The organism is Algicola sagamiensis DSM 14643, from assembly GCF_000374485.1.
Lineage (GTDB): Bacteria > Pseudomonadota > Gammaproteobacteria > Enterobacterales > Alteromonadaceae > Algicola > Algicola sagamiensis.
This window is the reverse complement of sequence record NZ_KB894501.1, coordinates 65,214-84,754: the sequence shown is the minus strand read 5'-3', so window position 1 is coordinate 84,754 and position 19,541 is coordinate 65,214. Positions and strand designations below refer to the sequence as shown.

17 protein-coding genes and 1 other RNA gene are annotated in these 19,541 nt (G+C 42.9%); 5 read left to right on the top strand and 13 right to left on the bottom strand.

From position 1 onward, the window contains the following. Window positions 1-39: 39 nt before the first annotated feature. From rsmH to rsmI, 4 genes are all read right to left on the bottom strand, one after another. Complete coding sequence (rsmH, locus tag C505_RS0115155) at window positions 40-975, bottom strand: 16S rRNA (cytosine(1402)-N(4))-methyltransferase RsmH (RefSeq protein WP_018693481.1); 936 nt, start codon at window positions 973-975, stop codon at window positions 40-42. Further along, window positions 975-1,433 (bottom strand): division/cell wall cluster transcriptional repressor MraZ, encoded by a 459-nt coding sequence (mraZ, locus tag C505_RS0115150; RefSeq protein WP_026318000.1) that lies wholly within the window; start codon window positions 1,431-1,433, stop codon window positions 975-977. The genes rsmH and mraZ overlap by 1 nt, the downstream gene beginning before the upstream one ends. 288 nt (window positions 1,434-1,721) lie before the next feature. Further along, window positions 1,722-2,073, bottom strand: an RNA gene (gene rnpB / locus C505_RS23810) — RNase P RNA component class A. 33 nt (window positions 2,074-2,106) lie between these two features. Next, a complete protein-coding gene (gene rsmI, locus C505_RS0115145; RefSeq protein WP_018693479.1) occupies window positions 2,107-2,952 on the bottom strand; it encodes a 16S rRNA (cytidine(1402)-2'-O)-methyltransferase in 846 nt (281 codons plus the stop codon). 87 nt (window positions 2,953-3,039) lie between these two features. On the opposite strand from rsmI, the gene C505_RS0115140 reads away from it, so the two are divergent. Genes C505_RS0115140 through C505_RS0115125 form a run of 4 tightly spaced genes read left to right on the top strand, consistent with a single transcriptional unit; the run spans window position 3,040 to window position 6,394 of the window. Then, window positions 3,040-4,902 (top strand): penicillin-binding protein activator, encoded by a 1,863-nt coding sequence (locus C505_RS0115140; RefSeq protein ID WP_018693478.1) that lies wholly within the window; start codon window positions 3,040-3,042, stop codon window positions 4,900-4,902. Next, entirely contained in the window at window positions 4,859-5,236 is a 378-nt protein-coding gene (locus tag C505_RS0115135) for a YraN family protein (protein ID WP_018693477.1), read from the top strand. Before C505_RS0115140 ends, C505_RS0115135 begins: the two co-directional genes overlap by 44 nt. 4 nt (window positions 5,237-5,240) lie before the next feature. Beyond that, the gene (locus C505_RS0115130) at window positions 5,241-5,828 is read left to right on the top strand and encodes an SIS domain-containing protein (RefSeq protein ID WP_018693476.1); all 588 of its coding nucleotides are present in this window, start codon (window positions 5,241-5,243) and stop codon (window positions 5,826-5,828) included. Then, entirely contained in the window at window positions 5,825-6,394 is a 570-nt protein-coding gene (locus tag C505_RS0115125; RefSeq protein ID WP_018693475.1) for a BON domain-containing protein, read from the top strand. The genes C505_RS0115130 and C505_RS0115125 overlap by 4 nt, the downstream gene beginning before the upstream one ends. A gap of 46 nt (window positions 6,395-6,440) precedes the next feature. On the opposite strand, the gene C505_RS0115120 is transcribed toward C505_RS0115125, so the two are convergent. The 5 genes from C505_RS0115120 to C505_RS0115100 form a co-directional block, all read right to left on the bottom strand. Next, on the bottom strand, window positions 6,441-7,382 hold the full coding sequence (locus C505_RS0115120; RefSeq protein ID WP_018693474.1) for a universal stress protein: 942 nt from the start codon (window positions 7,380-7,382) through the stop codon (window positions 6,441-6,443). A gap of 100 nt (window positions 7,383-7,482) precedes the next feature. Further along, the gene (locus C505_RS0115115) at window positions 7,483-8,544 is read right to left on the bottom strand and encodes a bifunctional transcriptional activator/DNA repair enzyme AdaA (protein WP_018693473.1); all 1,062 of its coding nucleotides are present in this window, start codon (window positions 8,542-8,544) and stop codon (window positions 7,483-7,485) included. Window positions 8,545-8,838: 294 nt separating this feature from the next. Next, on the bottom strand, window positions 8,839-9,942 hold the full coding sequence (locus C505_RS0115110; RefSeq protein ID WP_211215083.1) for a polysaccharide deacetylase family protein: 1,104 nt from the start codon (window positions 9,940-9,942) through the stop codon (window positions 8,839-8,841). A 17-nt stretch (window positions 9,943-9,959) separates the two neighbouring features. After that, entirely contained in the window at window positions 9,960-11,726 is a 1,767-nt protein-coding gene (locus C505_RS23780) for an NADase-type glycan-binding domain-containing protein (RefSeq protein WP_018693471.1), read from the bottom strand. A gap of 280 nt (window positions 11,727-12,006) precedes the next feature. Next, a complete protein-coding gene (locus C505_RS0115100; protein WP_018693470.1) occupies window positions 12,007-14,730 on the bottom strand; it encodes a VolA/Pla-1 family phospholipase in 2,724 nt (907 codons plus the stop codon). A 354-nt stretch (window positions 14,731-15,084) separates the two neighbouring features. Between C505_RS0115100 and C505_RS0115095 the strand changes: the two genes are divergently transcribed. Next, window positions 15,085-15,828 (top strand): YciK family oxidoreductase, encoded by a 744-nt coding sequence (locus tag C505_RS0115095; RefSeq protein ID WP_018693469.1) that lies wholly within the window; start codon window positions 15,085-15,087, stop codon window positions 15,826-15,828. Between the two features lie 418 nt (window positions 15,829-16,246). On the opposite strand, the gene C505_RS0115090 is transcribed toward C505_RS0115095, so the two are convergent. The 4 genes from C505_RS0115090 to eno form a co-directional block, all read right to left on the bottom strand. After that, window positions 16,247-16,708, bottom strand: a complete 462-nt coding sequence (locus tag C505_RS0115090) for a hypothetical protein (RefSeq protein WP_018693468.1) — start codon at window positions 16,706-16,708, stop codon at window positions 16,247-16,249. Window positions 16,709-16,913: 205 nt separating this feature from the next. Next, the gene (locus tag C505_RS0115085; protein WP_018693467.1) at window positions 16,914-17,348 is read right to left on the bottom strand and encodes a hypothetical protein; all 435 of its coding nucleotides are present in this window, start codon (window positions 17,346-17,348) and stop codon (window positions 16,914-16,916) included. A gap of 70 nt (window positions 17,349-17,418) precedes the next feature. Next, entirely contained in the window at window positions 17,419-18,075 is a 657-nt protein-coding gene (locus tag C505_RS0115080; RefSeq protein WP_018693466.1) for a hypothetical protein, read from the bottom strand. A 121-nt stretch (window positions 18,076-18,196) separates the two neighbouring features. Then, window positions 18,197-19,486, bottom strand: coding sequence for a phosphopyruvate hydratase (gene eno, locus C505_RS0115075; RefSeq protein ID WP_018693465.1), 1,290 nt, complete (start codon window positions 19,484-19,486; stop codon window positions 18,197-18,199). Window positions 19,487-19,541: the final 55 nt, after the last annotated feature.

Genomic DNA, 19,541 nt, shown 5'->3' with positions numbered 1-19,541 from the left:
GAAGGGGCTGTCGCTTGGTATTCTCTTGCCCAAACAAAACTACAACCTCTCTGCTACCCTCAACACCGAGCTTCGCGCACGACTATTGTGCATCAGCTCATCTTTGCCGGGTTTAATCGCTTTACCGATAGCTTTAAACGAAATTGTTTTCTTTATTTGTTCTTCGGTCAGTGGTAAACCTCTTGGCACAGCGTCGCCTCTGCTTTTTTGCTTTATGAAACGCTTCACAATTCGATCTTCAAGGGAGTGAAAACTAATCACGGATAACCGCCCTCCTGGGCTTAAAATATCCGTCACACACTCCAATGCTTGTTTGATTTCTTCTAGCTCTGCATTGATGTAAATTCGGATGGCTTGAAAACTTCTTGTTGCCGGGTGTTTGTGTTCTTCTTTAAACGGCACTGCTTCTTCTATTAAATTGGCAAGTTGCAATGTGGAATCAATACTCTTTTCAGCACGAGTATCTACGATTGAGCGTGCAATCCGCTTCGCGAAACGCTCCTCACCAAATGTTTTTAAGACAAAAGCAATATCTTCTTCTTTTGCGTCTGCCAACCACTCAGATGCGCACATGCCAACTTCTGGATTCATTCGCATATCCAGTTTGCCATCACGAATAAAGCTAAAACCACGATCGGCATTATCTAATTGCGGGGAAGAAACCCCCAGGTCAAGAAGAATGCCATCTATTTTGCCAGTTAATGCTTGGTCTTCAACGATATCTTGAACTTTAGAAAATTCGGAATGAACAATTGAAAAACGTGGATCATCCGCAAACTGCTTCGCTGTTTCAATTGCATCTGGGTCACGATCAATCGCAATCAATCGTCCCTCTTCACCGAGCTTGGATAAAATCAGACGACTATGTCCACCACGACCAAACGTGCCATCGATATAGATGCCATCCGGCTTGATTGCGAGGCCTTCTACCGCTTCTTCGAGCAGCACTGTTGTGTGTTTAAAGTTCTCAGACATTACAGCGAAAAATCCTTTAATTTTTCAGTCAATTCAAAGTTACCTTGCTGCTCAATCTCAATATCCAGATTGATCTGATCCTGCCACTTGGCTTCAGACCAGATTTCAAATCGGTTGAGTTGACCGACCAACATGATGTGCTTATCCACGCCCGCGTGTTGACGCAATGGCGCTGGAATCAAAAATCGTCCCGCTTTATCCAGCTCCCCCTCAGATGCATAACCGAGCAACAGACGCTGGATCCGACGCTCATGCGGATTCATACTCGACAATTGACGTAATTTGCGTTCGATTAGTTCCCATTCATTTAATGGATAAAGAAGTAAACATGGCTGGTGAAGGTCAATGGTGCAGATCAACGAACCACATGTATCCACAGCTAGCATCTGTCGATACCGACTGGGGATCGCAAGACGCCCTTTCGCGTCGAGGTTGATCGCACTGGCTCCACGGAACATGCTCGCCATTCACCTTCTATCATTTTTGGGATCTTTTCCGGTGTATTCGTGACAAGCATTGATTGAGACAAGTCACCCGATTTCCTCGTTACATGGAAAACCCACAAAATCCCACATTTCTCCACAATGTTAAAGTTTAGAGATTATACAGTGAAATTGTCAAGCTAAGAAAGTAGTTTAACGGGCCTGTAAGCCGCTAGAATCAAGGGTTTTAGCCAAAGTTATTGATTGAGTGGGGAATTGTGGGTAATTTTGTGGAAAAATAAATATTTCGGTGGATTTTAAAAAGGAACGAGTTGGCCTGTAAGCCGGGTTTTGTCGAGGACAATCATTCATCTAGAACTTGAATTGCTTCAAGTTTCAAGCAACCTACCCGGATCCAACGCGGGTCACGCTACAGGATCCCTATTTGGTCTTGCTCCGGATGGAGTTTACCATGCCACATACTGTTACCAGCTGCGCGGTGCGCTCTTACCGCACCCTTTCACCCTTACCTGTACCCGAAGGCCATCGGCGGTCTACTCTCTGCTGCACTTGTCGTCGGCTCACGCCGCCCAGGTGTTACCTGGCATCCTACCCTTTGGAGCCCGGACTTTCCTCCCTTCTTCGAATGAAGAACAGCGATTATCCAGCCAACTCGCGGCGGGTATTCTACACATTCGTCCCATCAGTTTCAATCAGATTGCTTTATCTCGAGCAAAGCTTTATAAACAAGGTTCTTTTTGACTGGGAAATGGTCTGCACAAATTGCAGCTGCTTTTTTCGCTGGCATATGCTCACAGAGCTGAGAAGCTAATTGAAGAACCTGTGATGATATCGCATCTGTCGCCTGTTTTTCACCTTTAAACATCAGCACAATTTCACCTTTCTTGCGTTCTGGTTCTTCATCAATCCATGCAAGAATCTCTTTAGCGTTCCCCGTAAAAAAAGTTTCAAACCGTTTGGTGATCTCTTTTGAAAGAACAATCGTCCGCTCGTCACCAAAAACTTCCGAGAAATCTTTGAGACTGTCCAATAATCGATGCGTGCTTTCGTACGCAACAACGGTGTATTCAATTGTGGTTAGGCTTTCAAAGTAGGCTTTTCGGGCTGCTGATTTGGCGGGAATAAAGCCATCGAATCGAAACTGGTCCGTTGGTAAACCCGAACAACTCAGCGCAGCAATTGCGGCACAAGCACCAGGGACCGGATGGACATCCATTCCTTCTTCGCGGCAAACATTGACCAATCCATAGCCCGGATCTGAAATCAAAGGCGTGCCAGCGTCCGAAACTAGTGCTATATTATTGCCTTCATTTAGCAAAGTCACAATGGACTGAGCCTGCTCTTTCTCATTATGATCATGGAGTGATTTCAATCGATTCGTGATTGAAAAATGATTTAAGAGTTGCTTGGTGTGGCGCGTATCTTCAGCCATGATCAGGTCAACTTCACGCAAGGTCTCAAGGGCTCTTTGTGTGATGTCACCAAGGTTTCCGATTGGTGTGGAAACGATATAGAGTTTACCGGGTGTGCTCATAAAGTCTCTTTTGAATTGTGATTTTGCTATCAGGTGCGTTACAGTATGACGCTGAGTATTTCGGGTATCGGATTTTAATTGAGTCTAGTGAAGAATATCAAACAAAAACTTGCATACATTGCGACACTGCTTATCCTCGCTGGTTGCCAGGCACCGCCAAAACAAGCACCAGTGACGACTCAGCCTGTCGCATCGACGCCAAGTCAACCAACTACGCAACCGGAAGTTCAGCCGGATGAGCGTCAAGATGAAGAAACGGGCATATATACGGGTTCTCCACGCTTGCGTTGGCTGAATGAAGCTGTGAAGCAAAACCGCCTCGATCATTACGCCAAAACCTATTTGATCACACGTCACTTATTGGAACAACAGTTATTAGAAGGCCGTTATCAAATATTGGCTCAAATATTAAATGCCAAGGCGTCCATTCACTTGGGCTACACCGATGACATCCGTCCAATTCCAGTGCCTAAAAAGCTCAGAACCGCATTATGGCTGGAAGATTACGTGTTTGTCATGACACATCCCAAGACCTTGAATAAAACTTACCTCGATCCTTTATTGGATTTGTATACAGATTTGAAGCCTTCATCCTATGAAATTCAGACTCAGGATGTCGAAAGAGCGATTTGGCAAATTGTTCAAGTATTGCGTATTCAGGAATTAAAAAAGCTGTCTCAGCTCCATCTCATCACGCTTCAACCATGGCTTGAACTCAATGCAATCGTCAAAGAAACCCAGCACTACAGTAATGCTCAGGTGTTGGGACGTATTGAAGAACTGCCTTTTTCTGCTTCATTTCAACATGAACTAAAAACGCAGTTATCCAGTATTCCGCTTGGGCAAACAGAAAAAGTCGTACTTCTTCTTCCTTTTTCCGGTAAATATGCTCAGTTGGCGAAAAGTACACGGAATGGGATCCTTGCCTATTTAACAAAACATCGAGGACGCCAACCGCAAAATCTGGATATTGCTTTTATCGACTCCAACCAAGAAGCAACGCAAGTACAAGCTCAGCTGGAAACGCTGGCACCAGACGCAATCATCGGCCCTTTAATCAAACGAAATATTCAGCGATTGGAGCCAGTTTTACCAAAAGACCGACCTATTATTTTCCTGAATCGCGCCAACATTGAGCCTGCCCAGATAAGCGCAAATCACTTGTTCTTTTCGCTATCGATGGAAGATGAACTCAAACAAGCCATCACATTTTTTGAAGCGGAGAATATCCAGCATCCGGCCCTCTTTTTGCCTGAAACAAAATTTAGTCAAACCCTCGCTTCAACTTTTATGACTGATTGGCGCAAAAAGGATCCGACACGATCCGTTGAGGTCTATTACTACAAAGACAAACGGGATATGAAAAAGAAAGTCGAGCACTTACTGCATACGGATAGCAGCCAGCAACGGATCAAGACGATGAAATGGCTTGCTGGTGCGAAAATCAAGACAGAGAAAAGAAATCGACGAGATATTGATGCGATATACCTGATTGGTGATCCGACTCAAACACGACTTTTTAAACCTTTTGTTGAAGTGAATACAAGTGTATTCAGCCCTCGTATTCCATTGTACGCCAGCTCAAGGTCACATAGTTACAAACAGGATAAAACAAGCGAAGAAAAGGACTTGTCTGGTGTTCAGTTTTCACAAATGCCTTGGTTACTCAACCAGCAAAAATATATACAACTAAAAAAAATTCAGAAGGATGACAGCATTAAGGACAGTAAGCAGTCCAGTGAACTCTTTGCGATGGGATATGATGCTGCATCAATTCTCAAACACTTAAGAGCGATGCTCATACTGGACCACTTCGCAATTAAAGGAATGACAGGGGAACTAAAACGTGAAGAAGGGAATCTTATCACGCGTAAATTGGTTTGGGCAAAATACGAAAAAGGGAGGATTGTCGCCATCCCAGACCACCTTAGAAAAAGGGAAGCAGATTGAGCAACAAGTCGCCCGCTGGTTAGTGAAGACTCACGGCTGGCGGCTGTTGCACCAAAATTTTCGCTGTCGATATGGAGAAATTGATCTGATTTTATTGGATCAGTCAACCATCGTATTCGTGGAAGTGAAATTTCGGGGTCGCCATGATTATGGCGGTGCGCTATGGAGTTTAAGTCATCAACAAAGAAAACGCATTTACCGTAGTGCGCTTTTCTACCTGCAAAGCAATGCACGACTGGACAGCCCCGCCCGAATCGATTTTGTAGGTGTTGAAATCATCAATAACACCTTGCATTTTACCTTATTAAATAATGTTCTAGAACGACCAGGTTAATTTGATGGAAGAAAAAATCAGAGAGACTTTTACAGAGAGTATTCAAACGAATATTGCCTCTGCTGAAGCACTCATTACAGAAATTGAATCTTCAACTTTTGCGATCTCTCAAGCGCTGATTTCCGGCCATAAAATCCTGGCTTGCGGAACACACAGTACACAGCACTTAGCAGAACATTTTGCCAGTACACTACTCAATCATTTTGAAACAGAGCGTCCAAGCTTGCCTGCGATTGCACTCAAAAAACACCTGCCAGCCATGCCTAATTATGGTGAAGATGTGGATACAGGGCTGGCAAATCAGGTCAAAGCACTTGGCAACCGAGGGGATATTCTTCTCGTAATTTCTGGAGATGGCCAAGAAAAAGAACTGATTAAAGCTGTCGAGACCGCACTGACCAATGACATGTTGATTATCGCACTCAGCGCCGGAGATGGCGGCGAACTCGCAGGGTTGCTTGGACCAGAGGACGTCGAAGTCCGTGTGCCAGCAAAGCGCTATGCCCGTATATTAGAAAGCCAGCTCCTGATCTTGCATTGTATTAGTGAGCTGATTGACGAAACATTATTTCCTGGTCAGGAGGTTGTATGAAGAAAATCCATATCGTATTCATGTGCCTAAGTTTTAGCTTGTTACAAGGCTGTGCAGCGGTCCTCGTTGCTGGCACAGCAGGCGCAGTTACAGCTGCGAACGATAACCGCTCTATCGGCGCACAAATTGATGATAACGGCATCGAAGTCAAAGCAGCAACACGCTTGAATGAAATTGCCGGAATAAGAGACAATACACACATTTCGGTCGTGAGCGTCAACGGTGTTGTTTTAATGATTGGGCAAGTCAGTACAGAGCATTTAATGCAGCAGACCGTCAAAGCAGTGCAATCAATCCGCGGTATCAAGCAGTTTCATAACCAAATGACAATTGGAACGCCAACATCCATTACAACAAGAAGTAATGACACTTGGCTCACCACCAAAGTGAAAACATCACTGATTAAAGAAGAAAAAATTGATGCGAACAGTATCAAAGTGGTCACAGAAAATGGAACCGTCTATTTGATGGGATTGATTTCAAAACAGGATGCTAAAATTGCAATCAATATTTCTCGCAACATCACTGGTGTTCAGCAAGTTGTCACTGTATTTGAATACCTTTAATTCGAGGTGAGGTCTGCATCACCAGCAGACCTTTTAAAAATCATATTTAATGAACAGGAGTTTGAAAACCTTCTGGCTTGAGCACTAAAACATCGCAGCTAAGTTTATCGAGTAGCACTTCCATCGTTGTCCCCATGAACCCTGTTTTGTACTGACTCCCTATCACCATCAAATCAACATTTTTAGTAGCAGCAATATCTGTGAGTAATGGGTTGGGATCGCCATGTAATAAATGGCGCTTATCCATATCAATGGGTTGATGTTTTAACAGTTTATCGAATTGCTCTTGGTGCCGCTTTTCAACTCCTTTGAAGTAGGTATCATACTTCAATCCTGCAATACCCATTTGAGGTTCACCCACCCAAAGCCCTTGCCATAAATCCTCTGGCACGGTATGCCAGCAATGAGCTGCATGACATGTACCACGAAAATTTTCTGCAAACATCACGCTTGTTTGTAATATGCGTTCATCCAAGCCATGATGTGACTCATTCGTATTCATTGGATCGACGCAGGCCATAATTGTTTCGTATGGTTGGACAGGTTGCCGAGTGAGTAATAAGGGTGCCGGGCATGCTTTCATCAGCTGCCAATCATTCGGCATAAAAAACATCTTGCTGAGCGTTGGATGAACATGGGTGGATTTGACCACAAGATCAAAATTGGATCGTTGTAATTTATGAATAACAGCCTGATAGACCGGCGCTTCCCAAACTGCATCAATGGAAATCGGGATCCCCATTGCGGCCACTTCTGCAACATACGACTCCAACCAACGTCGTCTTGCTTTTAAAAAATGTGAGATCACCTCTTCTTCTTGGCCTTCAGTCAGTGGCCAGTGAGATAAAATCGAGTCATTTCTTTCAGCAAGAAAGATTTCGATTGAAGCGCCATACTTTTTGGCGATATTGATCGCCTGCATCAATGCAGGCTGTTCATCAGTGGTTGGATCCATATCCACCAGAATTCGTTCGATTGACTCAAGCACAAACGCCCCCTTACCTCAGGTATGGCATCAACATTCATGCATCAAAGTATAGTTCTTCAAATTCGATCGAATAATACTATTTTATTAGTCTTGTTTAGGATCATTTTGAAGCGATTGACTGTTCATGCTCCAGCAGCCAGCGTTTCCTTTCTAATCCACCTGCGTATCCAGTGAGATGACCATTTTTACCAATCACACGATGGCAAGGAATGATGATCGCAATTCGATTCATTCCATTCGCACTCGCGACAGCTCTCACAGCTTTGGGATTCCCTAATTTATCTGCTTGGGCTTGGTATGAACGTGTTTCACCATAGGGTATCGTCTTTAAGATATGCCAGACTGAGCATTGAAAATCTGTGCCAGGTGTCACCAAGGGCACATCAAAATATTGCCGAGTCCCAGCAAAGTATTCCTCAACTTCTTGCTCAACCTGCTTGGTAAATTGATTCTCTCCAGCAATAATGTTTGCCTTGAGGCGCTTTTGCAGATCTTCAAATTCTTTCTCCAGCATCCGGCGCTCCACAAATTCTAACAAACAAATTCCTTCTTCTGTGGCACAGGTGAACATTGGACCAAGAGGCGTCGTAAATCGGTGAATCAAAATCACATTGGTATGTTCATTGTGTTTAGGCGATTGGCCTAAATATTTCTTATACATATATCCAAATCCACTGAGAGATTCATAACCTACATCCAAAGCCGTATCCAACGCAGTCTTCCCAGACTTGAGCTCCTGCATCGCTAAATTGACGCGTAACATCCGCTGATAGGCTTGAAAGGTCATTCCATAATGTTTGTTAAACCAACGACGCACCATCTCTGGTGCAATTCCTGCCTCACGTAACTGTGCATCTTTGACTTTCTCCTTGGGAGATTGCTGTTTGACCAAGTCAATCGCTTGACGAACAGCCTCAGGCATTTCATTCGCATTTTCTGTTGGTCGACACACTTTACAAGGCCGAAACCCCGCATGCAATGCATCTTTTAAGGTGGAATAAAACACGACATTTTCACGCTTTGGCTTACGCGCACGACAGGTGGCAATACAAAAAATCGATGTGGTTTTCACCCCCACATAAAACACCCCGACATAACTCGGATCTCGCTCGACTAAAGCACGATAGTAATCACTTACTTTTTTCTGATCATCCACCAGCATGATACATCAACCTGTTCGCTCTTCTTCCCAACAGATTACTGAAAAATGTATGCGGACGACAACCGAAAACTGGACGGGTAATTTTGTAGGGCGGAGAAAAAGTACTCATCATCCGATGTCCAAGGTCATCATATAACTCAAGTACAAAGTCCGTTAACTTATTTTTATCCTTTGATTGAAGTGCACCTCATCAAACACATCGATGTACCCACTCTCTTCTGCATGGATTAAATATTTCATCGGTCATCTTCATATGCAAAAACATACTTTTAAATTATAAAAAATGTATGGGTCTTAAAAATCTCGGCAAGACGCCCAATTAAACTGGGCTTGTAAGCGGAAGTTTTCCAGTGCTGGGACAATTTTTCCTGCTTTGGGGTGGATATCGTGGAAGAGAATAATCCCTTTTCGCCAGAGGAGCATGAGTGTGACGACACGATCTTGCACTTCTTTATCGGTGAGTTTCTTTTGCCAATCTTGGCTGTCGATGTTCCATAACATTACCCGATCCTTTTGCGACTCCAACCAATCCAGTTGCTCCTGTGTGCGTTGTCCATAAGGCGGGCGGAACCAGAATTCTTTTGTATTCGAGAGTTGGGCATTTAAGATTTCAGCTTTGGTCTCTTGTAAATGTTTATCCCACTCTTTTTCCTTCGGCAGAGATTTATGCTCGAAACTATGGGAGCCGACGCACTGGTTTTGGTATACCCCTCTAAGATGACTCTCTGACTGTCCTTTTATTTTTTCACCCATTACAAAAAACAAAGCCTGTATACGCATTTGATTTAAGTCTTTGACCAATGGCTTTGTGTATTTTTCGTAGGGGCCATCATCAAAAGTGAGTAGAAAAGTTTTATCTGCCATCTCATGGCCTGTGATCTCAGCTGCGCTAAACGTTTCGATCTCACTAGTGATCTTTGGGGAAAGTGCGGCTAGCCTTGCCTGTTCAAAAGCATAAGTTCGATAGAATGCTTCCGCTTCCATCGCCCATGTTCGATAGCTCGAATTTGGGAGGCTGAGTTTCCAGGTCTGGGCAGCTTTGACAAAATCTTCCCAATTGGATGCCTGATAGCACCCTTGAGAATTTCGTACACAACTATGCGCTGCCATATCGTAATTCGACATAATGCGATGCTGTGTTTTTGCCTTCCATAACGCAACATTATCTTCGTGAATACGACGTAGTTTTGTAAAATCTCGAATATCTTTGACCTTGGTGGGTACTTGGTTGAGTGCCAGTGCAAACATCAGGTTTTCGAAGCGGGACGCTTCATCAAATGCCTGTGGTGTTTGGATTGCCTTTGGCCAAGTTGAACGATCTAACGTCGCAACCTTTTTTGGTCCAGCGGCATAAGCACTTAAAGAAAATAGTATTCCCAAGGTCAAAAAAATTCGCATCATATTCCTATTTTTGATTATTCATCTAACTGTGCGAATGAGAGTTGTCCATCTCCGAATAAAAAGACTTTCATTCGCTTAATTCCACTTTCATAAGCCGTATTGGGTGCAAAGGACTGCGCCCAATAATAACTTTGCAAAGCAGCTTCATATTGTCGGGCGCCCTCGAAAATCTTCGCCATATTGTAGTAGGCCTTAGCAGACATTGTTGACTGATGCGTCCCTTTTGCCAGCGTGATCGCCATGCGGTTTGCCCAAATTGCTTTTGGCAAGTCTTTGGTTTGGCGATATGTCAGACCTAAATTGCTATATGCCTGAGCGTAAATCGGATCTTTTTGGATCGATTGCTCAAAATGGAACGCCGCATCGACATACTTTCTTCTGCGGTAAAGTTTTTCCCCTTTCAGATTCAACTCTCTAGCTGCCCGCTCTGTAAAGCGAAGCCCATGACGACGTTTAAGCGGCTCAATGAGTGTTTTCTTCCCACCTGAATAGAGTTCTATTTCTCCAATCCCGGCATTTTCTTCCGCTGACTCAATCGTAAACTGGATGTGTTCGACCGCCATCTCACGCCCAAGTTCAAAATGGTAGGTTTTTTTCTTCGTTTTCAGCGAATAAAATTCTTTTTTCCCACCATTAATTGACACACTTAAGCGCGTCGGTAAAGGTTGCTTGGAAGAAATCGACGCTTTGACTGTAAAAGCATTAATCTGCTGAATGTTCTCAAAATGCATTGTCAGCCACTCTCCTTTTCCTTTACCGCTTGTCCCTTCAACCCAGGCTGTTGCTGGGCTGCCATCTACAACCTGCATCGGTGAGAACACGCTGTTATTCCCTTTGATCCCTTCTTTTCTACTGGATGTTTCTATCCAATTCGGTGCTTGATATTGTATTGCACCCGATAAGCCTTGGCGTTGGTGAGTACGAATGACTACAGAGCGCAAAGTCTGATCACGTGCAGGTCGAGTGCTTCGATAAACAATGCGATATTGCGCAGTACTGCCACCAGCAATTTGTGCCAAGATATTTGAGAATGGTTCACTTTTGATATCATAGAAAGTTCCCCCCAACTCTCGAGCCATCACTTGATAGTCATCAAGATTTGGACTAATGATATTCAGTTGAATATCCTTTTCCTTGAGTGATTGAATGATCTTATAGCGCGTATTTTTTGTGATATGATCATTGGCATGAAAACTGGAGTTTGTCATTAACACAAAGACCTTTTGTGCATCATAACGCAACTCCTGATTAGCTGCAGATTGAAGTGCATCCAGCGCATTTTCAGGCTCATCATTGCCACCACGTGCTTCTAAGCGCCCCACCCAGGATTGAAACTCATTTACATGCTTAGTAATACGAAACGGCTTATAAATTGTATCTTTAAAAGAAATCAAGCCTAGCCGAAAATCATAGCCACTGGTCTTTAGAGTCTTTGTAAAGTTGCTCAACTCAGCCTTCAAACTGCCTATTTGCGATGACATATTACCAGAGTCATCCACAATAAATACGACATCGATTGTGGATGATTTCGGTCGGATCACCTTAAAATCTTTCACCGATGCAGGCTTTAAGTCTTCCGTGATTAAAAAGTCTTTCGCACTCAAGCGAGTCATTGGGCGTAAGTTTTTGTCACGCACATTCAGATTGAGTTGAATATAGGGATAGTTTTTCAAATTTGGTTGCATGAGCACCGTTACCGATGAGTTTTCTGACGCCTTTAACGATTGAGAAAACCATAAAATAACAGACAATGCAGCCAAAAAAACACGTTGTAATTTCATGTAATAGACCTGATTCGTCGGATAATTGGAGAAGAGGAAGATGACCCAGAATACCCCTCTTATCATACCTTGCTCTATCAGCCACAACCACTGCAACAACACTGTCGAAAAAGTCAACAAAAACAAGGTACTTCAATAAGACGGCCGATTCTACACGGTCTCAATGTTGTAAACAAGTTGTGAGCAGTTATCCGATGTTTATCTGCTGAAAAATAAAACAAAAAGGGCCTCTGCATAGAGGCCCTTTCCATTTTTAGTCAGAATCGAATCTAAATAAAGATTACTCTTCTTCAGCTTTTGCTGCTGCGGCTTTGACAAATGGCTGAGCTTCAGCACTTACCGTGACAGCTTTACCACCTGATTTAGTAAACTCAACTGCATGCTCTTGGATTACTTTATTTACTGCTATATTTGTTACCTGATTTGGAGCCTCAGATACTTCAGTAGGTGAATAAGTGATTAGTGAGGCATGGTGTCCGGCTGTATATCGAATAATACCATTAAGCTCTGCATCCCCTGCCGGAATTGACTCAGTAATTGCCGTTGCTTCAATAAAAGAGGCAAATGGTGTTGAACCAGCGATTGGGCTTAAAAGTATATCACCAGGTACCACCGAGTTTGGAATTACTCGGTCCGCAGGATTTACAACATCATTTCCGGTTGTATCATCATTGACTGTTTTCCCACCTACCATCTCAAAAATGAGTGTTGGTGTCTTCGCTGACTTAATGATATTCACGTAACTGTTTGGATCTGCGGGGTCAATTACTGTTTGTGCTGCAAAGTTAAAAGAAGAAATCACTGTATTCAACTCTATATTGATCCCAGCTAACATCTGAGCAGCTTGCTCGTCTGATACTCCTAACTTCTTAATTAATGTTAGTTTAGCAGCTTCATCACTTTCCATTAATGCAAAAGAGTTCATAACGATACAAGAGGCTACCTCTTTTGGTGTCCCATCTTGACATTTACTTTCCGCTTTTAGAACTTCTTTATAGGCAATGAAAAATTGAGATAGCGGAGTGTCTGTTGGTGATGCCGCAATGCCCTGCGCATAAGACATAGACACAAGACTTTTCACAATTGGCCCAAAACGATTCGACTCAACTAGGAAACTAGATATGCCACCAGCAGGAGTAGATAAGGCCGTTGTTTGAATATCGAAATAACTATCGACAATATCACCTCCAACAGAAGTGTTTGCTAAGCCAACAAAATTAGCTCCTGTAATAGCCCCTAAAGATTGCCCCATAAAGTGGACCTTACTTCTATCAAGAACAACATTTCCAATATTCGCTGAGTTGCTCACTCCAATCCTAAGCGAGATCATATCAAGAACACTCTGCCTTAAGTTATCTCTTGCAACTAATAGGTTTGCTAAGTTCATATAATCAGTTGGGCTAACGTTCGCATTCGCAGTAATTGAGTTTCCCTGATCATTTGTAAAGGATACTTTTCTTGAACCATGTAATGGATGATCAATCGCGACTGTTGCAAACCCCTGTTTTGCTAACTCAGCAGCAAGAGGAAGCATGAACTCTTTCATATAACCAATACCATGTTGCAAGATCACAACAGGCCAACCAGTCGCTGGTCGACTAAAGTTATCTCTAGGTACTGTAATTTGTACATTTAAATTATCTAATACACTATCTGATGCAAGTTGAGACTTTGGAATAGGGTTATATTTCGTGATATGCCTAAGTGGATCAATATCCGTATTTCCATCGGCAGTTTTTAATAAGACATCTCTTAAGCCTACTTGCTTACAAAATTCATCTTGCGAGTTATCAGGAACAACAAATTCAGCACCTTCAGGTAACCCAGATAAAGTGGCTCCAGATACACACCTAGCAATCCAAGGTTGTGACAATGGTGCTGTATCTGACAAAAAGTAGTCCACTTTCATTTTCGCCTTATGCACTTCAATTAAGTCTAGGTCCGCTACATCTCTTATCACACGAGCCAATAACAAATCTAAATTTGCACCTGATGGAGTTTCTGGGAACGAAGCTATTGATTCCTTAATGAGTTCATTTGGTGATTTATCCGAAAGGGTAATATCTCCAACACTAGGGACTCCAGGAACAATTGGTATCTGTGGGTTTTCTTGCAATACTGCACCAATTGTTTTTGCATAAAGACCTTTTAAGCTAGACAAAGACGTTGTTGCAGCCTGTGTCGTAAAAACGCTAGAGTAAATAATATCTTCCTGCTTAACATTTGCTTCTAGTAACCTAGCTTCAAGATTATTCAGCACGCCTTGTAAGGCTAGAGCACTATTCTTTGGGTCTTCCGAAATAGGAAACTTTGAAATATCCTGTCGAAGAACGCTATAAGAAATAGATGGCTCGATATCAGTTCCTCTTGAATCTTTTATCCCTCTTAGATAAGCAACAACATATTGAGCTCCAGGGGCCAATGGTTTTAGTGGTACGACAATGATATTGCTACCAGAGACCTGTACAACAAAATCCTCTCCTTCTTTTAGCGCTTTACTTTCAACTATTTTACAAAGTTGTCCTGTAAATTGCGTGGCTGCAGCACAAGTCTCATCTTCAAATGGGCTACTACCTAAATTTGGACCTGCAGCTATGGCTGGGAAAATAAGTACTTTACCTTTTATAGTGGAGGCATCTATAGATACGTCACTTTCAAGTGAAGGATGCACTGCTTTTTTAGGTAAATCAATTTTGAGTGTAAATGGTGCTTGAATGGACCACCCATCAAGTGCTCCCAGAGCTGTTTCTGGATCTGAGTAGTCAGGTTTCTCACCTTCTTTAGTAGCTGCTGTTTCTTTTGGCATATTCAAAGTGCCATCAGTAGTTCCCGCAAAAAGAATATCCGAAGGCGTAGACAACTCACCACCAGCTGGGTTAAACACGACACGTGAGACTGCGACTTTCGTTCCTTTTTTATCGTCGTGGTCGTCTAGTTTATCGCTACCACAACCTGTGAGATTGAGCGCTCCTGCGATTGCGAGGCTCAGTACCAATTTTTTCATGTTTTCTCCCCAAATGACTTCTGGTTATTGTGTGGTTTCGGCTTTATTTATTTTACTGCTGACTAGAAAAAGTGACTGGTGATTGGAAGACCAGTATGGAACTTTCTCTGACAATCACAGCCGAAGACACACATACGAATTAAAAGTTGATTTACCCTGTTGTTTTCATCGTGTTGGTGAAATGAGTCAATATTTCGCCAATATGCTGAAAACGGACCTGTGATTTTGCAATAAATTACCCGATTGCTTTCGAAGACGCCAGAAAATTTCTCAATTTACCGTTTTTTGCTGGTCTTTTTGCGTGATCTGGATAAGATCCACCCTTATTGATGAGGGTCTGCACGAGGAGAATCCATGAATACCTTTATCCCTTCAGAGAACGAATTGACTGGCAAAGTGATTTTGGTCACTGGTGCTGGTGATGGTATCGGAAAAGCCGCTGCTATCCATTACGCAAAATATGGTGCAACCGTCATCTTACTCGGTAAAACAGTCAAAAAGCTTGAAGCTGTTTATGATGAAATTATAGAAGCGGGTTATCCACAGCCTGCCATTATTCCACTGGATCTCAAAGGGGCAACACAAAAGAATTATCGAGATATGGCGGCAACCATTGAAAGCGAGTTTGGCCGCTTAGATGGTCTGTTACAAAATGCCAGTGTCCTCGGTGCCCTCACCCCATTTGAGCATATTCTTGATGAAACCTGGGATTTGGTCATGAAAGTGAACGTGACAGCGCAATTTCAAATGACTCAAGCTTTGATGCCAGTTCTTAAAAAGTCGCCTCAAGCCAGTATTGTTTTTACCAGCTCTTCTGTCGGACGCAAAGGTCGATGTTTCTGGGGAACCTATTCGATTTCAAAGTTTGCAACAGAAGGCATGATGCAAGTCGTCGCGGACGAATATGAGAATACAAACATACGTGTCAATTGCATCAACCCGGGAGCTACAGCAACGACGATGCGCGCAAGAGCTTATCCAAGTGAAGATCAGTCTCAGCTCAAAACCCCGGATGAGATCATGCCAACCTATTTATATTTGATGGCTGATCAAAGTGTCAGTGTCAATGGCCAGTCTTTGGACGCGCAATCAAAATAAGCATTGTTGAGACGGCTAAAATGCCGTCTCTTCCTTTATGAAATTTCTCTCTTGCTCATTGCTCATTGCTCATTGTTCATTTTACATTCAGAACTAGTGCAATCTTTGGCCTCTAGAGTTGTCCTTCTTTCATGACTACCATCCTCGTGACACTTTTTATGTAAAGGGGTTTTCTCATGTGGATGTCATTATACGCGTGGATGTTGATGATTATTCAGTAGCATTAACAGGTGCACTCAAACCCGAAGGCTACCTCAACAATAATATGAGTAGCATCACGATACATTTTGATACCTCCAAACAAAAATGTTAGGTCATCTATCAAAAGCATATCGCCAAATCTGAGCTAGATGCGACAATGGTTGGTCAACCTGTTGTCATCGATATTCCTAAATAACCAATATCAGCCAAGTCGCACTTAGCGACTTGGTTCCCCTGCTCGCTCTATCACATCCAAACACTCCTGAATCAACAAACGATTCATTGTGTTTTCCTGGATCTGCTGCTTTTCTGTTTGTGGCAGTCGTCCTGCTTCTTGTTGCAACTCTGTCTGAATTGTCCCAAGTACCTGTTTGTCCATCCCACCAATACTCGCCAGTGTGATCATAATATTCGGCTGATACGCATATCCTTTATACCGGATCAGCGTTTCATCTGCTGGACAGTCACCGGAGAGCTTCTTCAGTAAATGAGGGGTTGGAAAAATCATTTCGAGCAATGACTGAATGATGACATCAGCATCATTTTCATCAGAGCGCTCGGTTTGGATCAACACGCGAACTCTGGCAAAAGCCGCATCTCTCCGAGATTCTTCTTTCGATTCTTTCCTGGTCTCAAGGTAGGATTGGTAAATCCGAAAATAGTGATTTAAAGTGTCCATGATGACAGTCTCATTTTTTATCGTTGTTATCGTGGGGGCCTCTAGGACTGACCTCTTTTGAAGAAGTACCACCCTAGTAGACCGATTCTACGGGAAAAAATTCAAAAAAATGATAAAAATGATTGTGTTATCGTTATAAATAACTAATTTTCATTAACAAAAACCAATCATCAAACTTTTGTGTTATCGCACTGCAAACTGCACTTTATTTCGTGGGATATTTTGCTTTGATTGACGCTTCAAACGCTTGTCTCTTGCGTTTTCGAATCAACCACCCTTCGCCAGCCCAAACACAAAAAAGAACAATCATACCAAACCCAGTCATACCATAAGCATTCAAAGACTCGGGCAGGTTAAACAAATAGGAAGCGAATAAAGCCAGCGCCATAAAAACAGTTGTGATGATCAATGGCTTATTTGATCTGTAACTCGCGAATGCAGATGAAATCACTGGAATACATGGGATAGATAACCAGAAAAAGAGGGGAATAATACTGGAAGGATGCTCATAAATACGAGCTAAAAATCGCTCAAAAACTTCTGGCAGAGACTCATCTACAGAAGAGAAAGAGAGATAAGATAACACAATGATAGGAATACAGGCTAACCCTGTTAATTTTACTTTCGATGACTTCGACATTGAACAACTCCATCAGTACCCAAGCATTATATAAGACAGTCGAAGCGTTTGGAACATGATTTCAGTTCATTTACAAACAACGTTTAAAATTCTTCCAATTGATACGGGTTGCTAATAGCATTTCTCTTAAAGTGAGTGGCCTTGGGGTATAACGCTTATCAAACCGCCATTGATGCCCACAGCAGCTTGCAGCCATGACTTTTTTATTTGGAACCAGCAGTTGGCTGTCATCTTGACGATAATCTTTGGCAACTTCAAACCATCCATGCATATTCGTGTGAAGTCGATTCTCCTGGATCTCGTCAATAGAATCCAACATGATCATTTCCAACCCTTTCAGTTTCGAGTACACAGGAACAACCAAAGCAAGCGCAGCATGCTGTTGGTACCACTTTATGACTTGTTGCTGTTGCTTGTCTTGAATGGGACACTTCGCACTTTGCCGATAAATCCATGTCCCATTTTGATGATCGAGGGTTAAAGGTGAATCGAGATGAACAATATGAGAAGCCGCTTTTTGGATGTAATAGGGTAAACTGCCGATTCTCTTCAAAAGAATATTCGTCGCAGTGCCGTACTCATTCGACATTTTCAGCAATTCCCGTTCGTAAAAAGCATTGCATAACTCAGCAAAGGCACGATGCTGTTCGTTATCTTGCCATAGATCCGATTGGGTATTCGCCGAAAAATCCTCTCTGTGTGTTACTGGTCGTTCATTTGGGATCACCAAATTTCACTCCTCGTGCCTTTTTCGCTGTGATGAGCGATGATTCATGAAAGATAAACACACCCAACATCAGCTTATAAAAAAAGGCCGCAACATGCGACCTTTATTATTGAAGCGATTACTACCCTTTGATTTCTGAGCGGCCTTTATATGGCGCGCTTTCGCCCAGTTCTTCTTCAATTCGAAGCAATTGATTGTATTTTGCGACTCGGTCAGAACGGCAAAGAGAACCAGTTTTGATTTGCCCAGCTGCGGTTGCAACAGCCAAATCAGCAATCGTTGCATCTTCTGTTTCACCTGAACGATGAGAGATCACAACTTTATACCCTGCTTCCTTCGCCATATTGATCGCATCAAGTGTTTCACTCAAAGAGCCAATCTGGTTGAATTTAATGAGGATGGAGTTCGCAACGCCTTTTTCGATCCCTTCTTTTAGGATCTTTGTATTGGTGACAAACAAATCATCACCGACAAGCTGCACTTTTTCACCAATTTGTTCAGTCAAGTATTTCCAGCCAGACCAGTCACTTTCATCCAATCCGTCTTCAATCGATACGATTGGGTAACGATTGGCTAGCTCAGCCAAGTATCCAGAAAACCCTTCAGAATTAAATGATTTATCCTCACCGCTTAAGTGATATTGCTCATCACGGTAAAACTCTGATGCAGCACAATCCAACGCAAGCGTGATATCTTCATTCATCACATAGCCTGCACGTTCAACCGCCTCAGCAATGACCGTTAAAGCTTCTTCGTTCGAAGATAGATTTGGTGCAAAACCACCTTCATCACCAACAGCGGTATTCAAGCCACGCTCAGAAAGGACTTTCTTTAATGCATGGAAAATTTCAGCACCCATACGCAGGGCTTCACGGAAGTTTTTTGCTCCAACAGGTTGCACCATGAATTCTTGAATATCAACGTTGTTATCTGCATGTTCACCACCGTTTAAGATATTCATCATCGGAACGGGCATAGAGAACTGCCCTGCGGTGCCATTCAACTCAGCAATATGTGCATATAAAGGTTGGCCTTTATCCATAGCCGCAGCTTTCGCTGTTGCAAGAGAGACAGCAAGGATCGCGTTTGCACCCAATTTGGATTTGTTGTCTGTTCCATCGAGCGCCAACATCTTATTATCGATGTCACGTTGTGCGTGTGCGTTTTCACCAATGAGCGCATCCGCGATTGCCGTATTTATATTCTCAACAGCAGTCAACACACCTTTACCTAAGTAACGAGATTTATCACCATCACGGAGTTCCAGCGCTTCACGAGACCCCGTTGATGCTCCAGAAGGTGCGCATGCTCTGCCCCACGCACCACTGGCGAGGTGAACGTCAGCTTCAACAGTTGGATTTCCACGTGAGTCCATGACTTCACGACCGATGATTTTTACGATTTCAGACATGCTAAATCCTCTAGCTGAAAAGAAAAAGCCGTGTGATCACACGGCTTTAAGTGAC